General features: G+C 76.7%; 1 pseudogene. It reads left to right on the top strand.

From position 1 onward, the window contains the following. Nucleotides 1–202 (top strand): annotated as a pseudogene (locus DEIPI_RS39485) (cytochrome P450); the annotation flags it as partial.

Raw genomic sequence — 202 nt, 5'->3', positions numbered from 1 at the left:
CCGGGCACCTGCCGCGCTGGTCGGGCGAGCCGCTCGCGCTGCTCACGGACGGCGCGCGCGGCGGGAAGCTCTTCGCGCTGTCGCTGGGACTGCCCGCCGTGGTGGGCTCCTCGCCGGAGTGGAACCGCCGCCTGCTCACCGACCTCGACACGTTCCGCAGCGGCGGCAGCTTCAGCCGGGTCGTGCCGTACCTCGCGGGCGG

Origin of the sequence: Deinococcus pimensis DSM 21231 (assembly GCF_000519345.1) — a bacterium.
GTDB lineage: Bacteria > Deinococcota > Deinococci > Deinococcales > Deinococcaceae > Deinococcus_A > Deinococcus_A pimensis.
This window is presented reverse-complemented; position numbering and strand designations above follow the sequence as displayed.